This window comes from Moorena sp. SIO3B2 (assembly GCF_010692525.1).
In the GTDB taxonomy this organism is placed as follows: domain Bacteria; phylum Cyanobacteriota; class Cyanobacteriia; order Cyanobacteriales; family Coleofasciculaceae; genus Moorena; species Moorena producens.
Genome location: NZ_JAAHHE010000324.1, coordinates 1 through 6,737 on the forward strand (window position 1 = coordinate 1; position 6,737 = coordinate 6,737).

At 42.2% G+C, this 6,737-nt stretch carries 8 protein-coding genes and 1 pseudogene; 3 read left to right on the forward strand and 6 right to left on the reverse strand.

All coding sequences use genetic code 11. The features are described from left to right. Positions 1-13 precede the first annotated feature (13 nt). Entirely contained in the window at positions 14-736 is a 723-nt protein-coding gene (locus F6K38_RS32550) for a hypothetical protein (RefSeq protein WP_008190128.1), read from the reverse strand. Between the two features lie 870 nt (positions 737-1,606). On the opposite strand from F6K38_RS32550, the gene F6K38_RS32555 reads away from it, so the two are divergent. From F6K38_RS32555 to F6K38_RS32565, 3 genes are all read left to right on the forward strand, one after another. After that, complete coding sequence (locus tag F6K38_RS32555) at positions 1,607-2,110, forward strand: hypothetical protein (protein ID WP_008190132.1); 504 nt, start codon at positions 1,607-1,609, stop codon at positions 2,108-2,110. 470 nt (positions 2,111-2,580) lie between these two features. Further along, a complete protein-coding gene (locus F6K38_RS32560) occupies positions 2,581-3,663 on the forward strand; it encodes a M4 family metallopeptidase (RefSeq protein ID WP_229419779.1) in 1,083 nt (360 codons plus the stop codon). Positions 3,664-3,808: 145 nt separating this feature from the next. Then, entirely contained in the window at positions 3,809-3,958 is a 150-nt protein-coding gene (locus F6K38_RS32565) for a hypothetical protein (protein WP_207554295.1), read from the forward strand. 156 nt (positions 3,959-4,114) lie between these two features. On the opposite strand, the gene F6K38_RS32570 is transcribed toward F6K38_RS32565, so the two are convergent. The 5 genes and pseudogenes from F6K38_RS32570 to F6K38_RS43685 all read right to left on the reverse strand — a co-directional run. Then, entirely contained in the window at positions 4,115-4,888 is a 774-nt protein-coding gene (locus tag F6K38_RS32570; RefSeq protein ID WP_008190138.1) for a CmcI family methyltransferase, read from the reverse strand. An 83-nt stretch (positions 4,889-4,971) separates the two neighbouring features. Continuing rightward, positions 4,972-5,616: an iron-containing redox enzyme family protein gene (locus tag F6K38_RS32575; protein ID WP_008190140.1), complete on the reverse strand. Its 645-nt coding sequence runs from the start codon at positions 5,614-5,616 to the stop codon at positions 4,972-4,974. 248 nt (positions 5,617-5,864) lie between these two features. Then, positions 5,865-6,104 carry a hypothetical protein gene (locus F6K38_RS32580; RefSeq protein WP_287359217.1) on the reverse strand — a complete coding sequence of 80 codons (240 nt, stop codon included), beginning with the start codon at positions 6,102-6,104 and terminating at the stop codon, positions 5,865-5,867. Continuing rightward, positions 6,083-6,520: pseudogene (locus F6K38_RS32585) on the reverse strand (transposase family protein); the annotation flags it as partial. The gene F6K38_RS32580 and the pseudogene F6K38_RS32585, both read right to left, overlap by 22 nt. Positions 6,521-6,637: 117 nt before the next feature. Then, a partial coding sequence (locus F6K38_RS43685) for a transposase family protein (protein ID WP_353737241.1) occupies positions 6,638-6,737 on the reverse strand: 100 nt, incomplete at its 5' end.

Consider the following 6,737-nt stretch of genomic DNA (forward strand, 5'->3'; position numbering starts at 1 on the left):
TTCAACCCCACCTTCAACCTTCAACCCAACCTTCAACCTTCGTTGTCTTTTCACCTGAGCCGAGTTGGGCACGAACAAACTGTGTCCGCCGCTCAGTTAATAGCAAACTCAGAGCCATGACGAATTCAGAGGCACTACCGACAAGGGTCCCAACTCGAGAAATCGGTACAGCATTGCCAATTAGGGCAACCAAGGTTCCCACAAATAGCCATGGCCATTTCAGCCTTACCCAGATGCCGATACCAATCAGCAGCACGAACAAATTGACCAAAATTGTTACAATTGGTGGAGCACTCACTTCCGCTACTGTGTAGCGCAAGGTGCCAGCAAAGGTGACTGGAACCAATTCTAGGCCAACAAACTGGGTCGCCACTTCAAACCCACCCAGTCCTAGGGCAAGCACCCAGGAGAAAACTCGTACAATTGTATTAGCCCAAACTGCTCCAGCGCGGTGAGCTAGCTCAACAGCAATTACAATGAACAGCGGCACTACTAAGAAGTGTAATAGGAAGCGCACCATACTCAGTGATTTCAGGAGATCTCCTTCACCAATCAGGCTCCCCATGGCCAGAACTAGATTGTCATAGCTAATGCTTGCTAGCACAATTGGCAGCACAATCATGGCCAGACTAGTTGAGCGACGCCACAGGCGAATCGCCCATGCCAGTAATACCCATTCCACCAAAGCAAGACTGAGATGGCCAAGGGGATAAATTTTTAACAAACTTTTAGTCATGATGTTCCATAAACTGAAACAATATCTAAGCTTGGTCGTGATAAGTCGTATAGCTCTCAAAAACGTGACCCACCTATGCAAGACCGGCTTATGGGTAAGAGTATTGATCCTCGAATAGCATTTACCCTTATTTACCAGTTAATTGATTTCAATTCATTGTTGCAAGTTCCTGGATTGATAAATTTACGTTAATTAATAAATCGCAAGATATTGTATTCAAATCCGACATCACCATTCAGCTCTTAGCTAAGATAAGACAATGCTGGATCAATAAAGAGAGTCAGCCCTAATCGCTTTTTCAAATAGGGCACTTTTTCGAGACCCGGTTTGGCAGGGCAGAGTTCTGTTACCCTTCAGAAATAGTTGATAGCTGATCAGCCTTGGGCTGAATGGTTACCATAGGATTACAGTCACGGTTAGGATCTTGAGGATTTTTCGGTTTATTCTTATGTCAATTAAGATAAAATACTCTAAAATAAGTAGGGTAAAATAAGTAGGTGCGAAAAGGTTACCATCACCAGCATTGAGCTGGTGGGATTATTCCCTATAGGTTTAAGCAACTCTCTCTCTCCTAAAGGGGACAGTGTTGCTTCTAATGCAAGTAATTCAAAAAAAATAGCAGGAAGACAAGGAGTAACTAACTCGATAACTTCAGATAATTTCAATTGAAGAACGATCGGGTTTTTAGCCCGTTAGTGCTTTGATTGCTAAGTTAAACTTAAGCTAATGCGCTACGCGCACGCTACTTGAGGTGCTATCAGCTATCAGCTATCAGCGAACGGGTGACCCCTGACCCCTGACCACTGACTACTGACCACTGACGGCTGACGGCTGACGGCTTACATTTACACCGACTTGGGGTGGTCAATCATGACGAAATCGAACGGATTAGCTTTAGTCTCAGGGTTCATCAAACTGATTATCATTTGTAGTCTGATTCAACCGATGCTCGGTTGTACTCAAGCAACGGAAAATTTGAGTAAGGCGGATTTAAATCAAGAGATTCAAGCAACAGAAAATTTGGTTAAGGCGGATTTAAATCAAGAGATTCAACTTCATATCGATCAGATGGCCTTAATGGAATCGAAAACGATGCAAGTTAAGGTTCTGGATATAGTAGAGGATTCCAGATGCCCAGTTGATGCGGTTTGTGTGCAGCCAGGACAAGTCACCATTGCCTTCGAGGTTGTTAAGGAAAACTCACAACCAGAGGAGGTTGAGTTAACCCTGAGAGCAGCCCAAGAAAATTTAGCCGTTAAAAATTTTGATGGCTATTCCATGATATTAAAAAATGTTGAACCCTTGCCAATGACTAATCAGGAAAAAATAATACAATCCGACTATATTGTAACGATTGTTGTATCAAAGAGTTAAAAGCTCGGAAATCTAACCTATAATGTAATGCTGATTTGGGTATCGATTTTTTCAATCGAGACACCACAGATAAAGGCGTTGCTGATTTGGGGGGATGTTTTATGAAACGGTGAAACAGGGTGAAGAGACTGGAAGTAAGGAAAGATAGAACAGACTTAATCATCCGACCAATAAGCAATGCCATAAATCAGAAACTGTTTTGAGTTGACTTCGCTATGATTAAAAGTGGCTGGCAAGGTTTCCAAGGTGTTGCTTCTGGCAATAAAACTTGGCAATAAAACCTGAGCTAGCAAGGGCGATCATAGTAATAGCAAAAATACTTAAATACTACTATGCCTACCAAGATAAACCATCACCACCATCACCACCATCACCACCATCACCACCATCACCACCATCACCACCACAACCCTCTGCACTGTATTGTTCCGGCGTATATGCTGCGGGAAGTTTCAGAACAGGGAAGCCCTATGCAGCGAGAACGGGCATTGAGCGCCCTAGTGGAATCTGGTCAGTTCCGTGGGGTGCGCCAGGAATTAGCTGACTTCTCCACACGACCCAGTTCCCGAGAACCAGGAGCAGCAAAACAACGGGTGATCTGCCATGCAGACTACCAAACTCGTTTACCTGGCCGTCAAGTCCGGGGGGAAGGAGACCCGGCCACAGGTGACACAGCAGTAGATGAAGCCTACGATGGTTCTGGAGCCACCTTTGATTTATATCGTGACATATACGAGCGGAACTCGATTGATGATCGAGGGGTGGTGTTGACCTCAACCGTTCATTATGGGCGCGGTTTTGACAACGCCTTCTGGAATGGTCAACAGATGACCTATGGGGATGGGGATGAAGATTTGCCAGAAGAGGAGAGACTCTTCAATCGCTTTACTATCGCCATCGATATTATTGGTCATGAGCTGACCCATGGGGTGATCCAATATGAAGCAGGACTGGTCTATCGGAATCAACCAGGTGCTCTCAACGAACACTTCGCTGATGTGTTCGGAATCCTAGTTAAGCAACGGACACTGAACCAAACTGCTAGTGAATCGGATTGGGTGATTGGAGCTGGTCTGTTTACTGAGAATGTCAATGCTAAAGGCATTCGCTCCATGAAAGAACCAGGGAGTGCTTATAACGACCCCAGACTAGGTAAAGACCCTCAACCAGGTCATATGAGAGACATCTACACCGGGTCTCAAGATAATGGTGGGGTTCATATCAATTCTGGTATCCCCAACCGAGCCTTCTACATTGCTGCTCTGGACATTGGTGGATACGCTTGGGACAAGGCCGGTTGGATCTGGTATCTTACCTTGAGGGATAAGCTGGGTTCCACCTCAGATTTTAAGGATGCTGCCAGAGAGACATACAAGGTGGCAGGTGACCGATTTGGTGTTGGCAGCCTGGAACAAAAAGCTGTCCGTAAAGGTTGGGAAGAGGTAGGTGTTGAGATTATTGAAAAGCCTCCGGCACCTCAACCCTCTGAACCCCCAGGATGCTCCGCAGGTGCGCCAGACTTTATCAGGTCTTTTTTCACCCCCTCCTCTTAAGGTTAGGAAATTCTTTAGGGTGCGTTAGGGAAGGGCTCGCCCAAATTTTCCGCCTTTTCGGGCCTGGCAAAGTCCGTCCAGTAACGCACCATCCATAGGCTCAGATTTTGGCATTGCTGAATAGTGGAATGATTTGAATAGTTTTGTGGAACGGGCATCAGGCGTGGAACAGGCATCTTGCCCGTTATCAATATTTCCGGACAGGCAGGATGCCCACCCTACTCATAATCATTCGAAGATTCAGCAATGCCAAAAAAATGGTAGTGGTAAAGATGTAGTGATTTGGCTACGGTAAGCGTCAAGGTTTCGGGGATTAAAATCACTACTTTTGTACCACTACCGAAAAAAGATGTAAAATCACTACTTCTACAGGACTACTAAACTCCCCCCATAGACGCTCGCAACCCTGCCAGGAGTCATCTCACCTTGAGATTGAGGTTTTTAACAGATTTTACAACATTCTTTTGATGATTGAATTCCAACATTTTGAACCGTTATATCCAAAAATGTCTTGGTAAAAAGCATCAATCTTGTAAGTGTCTTTATACTGCATCAAAAATCTACTAACCTCTCTAATCTTGTCACTCTTAACATCACCAATATCTTCAAAGTTTTCATCCCAATACTTCCAGCACTCTAGATTGGTGTCCTCAATAATAATATAGTCTCCAGCATGTCCATGAGAATGAAAAGTGCTTAAAATCCCAGAGACATTGACATGAGCATCTTCAATAATTAGCCAGGGATGATCTAATTCAGAAAGCATTTTGGCAGAAAATAATTCCTCAATTTTGTTGACATCACCCTCAATGAAAGTGATGCGATCGTCTTGTTGTGATTTCTTGTCTAAGAAGGCAAGATTAATGTCAACAGAGTAAACCTGGCATGGAATCTCAAAGATCTGCAGATGATCAGCGATCCAGACAGCACTACCGCCTGTAAACGCCCCAATTTCAATGACTACTTTAGGTCTTAGTTCGTACAGAAGCATTGGGTAAATCACCATTTCCAGAGCACTCTTCCAAATAGGAATTTCCTTCCAATGCTGTTTGTAGCTACTTTCAATTAGAAACGGCCATATATTAGATGGCAAATCGCAACAATCTTTTCGTGCATCAATGTCAATAAATCGATCAGATGCAGACATCTCCCGTTGAGGTAAATTTTCTTCTTTAAGGCTTTTATATCCAAATTTATCTGACATTGTATCTACCTGTTTATTCATAGTTCGATATCTTTGTTGCGCAGAAAATATAAAAAAATATTTTCAGTTATCTCCAGATGTGAGCAGTTTAATAATAAAGGAGCTTACAGTGGATTCAGAGAAGCATTATTTTGCAAAGCATCAATAAACATACTGACAAAGCGTCTCTTGTCTCCCATACCGCCTTTAATCATTAAGTCTGCGAATCGCTCATTTATGTGCTCTTTCACACATTTCACAGCAGCTTCGCCATGTTGTTCATCTTCTTCACAATGTAGTTGCAACCATCTACACTCTTCTGCTTTTAGTTTGAGTCTTTCGCGCATAGTTTTCGCACAGGAGTTTAGGTAACTTATAAGATACTCTATAACGACATTCATACCCAAATACTCTATTACTTTTTCATCTGAAAAGTTGCTCCAATAGGCATGATAGCCTGCTGTTAACTTCGATTCTGGTTCAAGCTTATAGCCCAGTGCTTTAAGATCTCGTATTGCTAATATATCGTGATCAGCCTCGTCTCTGGCGAGATGAATATATAGCATTTTCATGGCATTAGTAGGAGCTGCCTCAGCTGCTCTTAACAGTTGTGTTTCGCCAGGAGCAGAATAATGATAAAAAGTCGACACAAGGTGGATGTAGTTAGTTCTGGTAGCCAAATCAAAGGCTGCTGCTATTTCTTTAGCGCCCTCCTGGGCAATACAATCCAGTGTTTGAACAGTCTTTTCTGCCAGACCACTGTAATTCATATTTGCTCCTTCTAATCTTGGTTAACTTAACATTCTATACTAGCAGGACTTACGCAAAAACACCAGACATGGGGTATTCTCAGATCTTGCACCTAATGACAGAGAACTCACAACCAAGGTCATCTGCTCGCTGGGGAAGGCATAGATGCCCAGGGTAATCGCACTTAACTTTAGATCAGATTTACTTGACAAAAAGGCTTTAATACTTGCTCTGAGATTGTAGACAATATTGGTTCAATCGTGCTCCACTAGCTAATATCGTCTCTCCTTCGGTTAATTGCCATGACTAAAGGATTTGCACCAGGGTCTAGCTCAACACCAACATCCAGTTCGAGGCCATCTGATCCTGTTAAAAGGGTCAAACGCACCATTATCGATGAACTCAAGAACTTAGATGACCCCAGAACAAAGCGTAAACCAGACCATCTGCTGGTAGATAGTAGACCTCTTGCAAAAGTAGCGATCGCTAAATTTTTTCTTTCAAACAAAGTTCGTAGTTGTATATAGCAGCAATTAAATTAAAGCGCAAACCAAATCTTTTTCTTCTGTTACGATATCGCTCTGAAAATATTTTAAATATTTTGATATTCCGATAGACATGTTCAATCACAATTCTTTGTGAAGCTAGCTGACGATTCTCTTCTTTTTGGAGAGGTGATAATTTACTCTTGGGAGGTTTTTTATGAGGAATATGACTCATTTTATGTATTTTTTGAATTCCTTGATATCCCTGATCTGCCAGACATTTAGTTTTTACCGAGAGATTAGTTTTACTCTTTTTGAACAAATTAAAATCATGTTCTTTTCCTTTACCGTAAGCAATACAGATTATCTCTTTGCTATTTTCATCAATGATAACTTGAGATTTTAAGGTGTGCTTTTTCTTCTTACCACTGTAGGACTTTTTCGGTTTTTTTTTGGACGCTCAATCGGAGTTTCCGTTACATCAATAACTGCTATCTCGATTTGGTTACCTGATTTCAATAATTGTTTTTTTCCTGGAATTCTAAATTCGAAGGACTTAATTAAAATATTTTCTATAGACCCGAATTATTCGGTACACTGTTGATTCATTCAGTCCCCAATGTTGACCAATATGAAAGTAAGTTCTGTATTCTCGT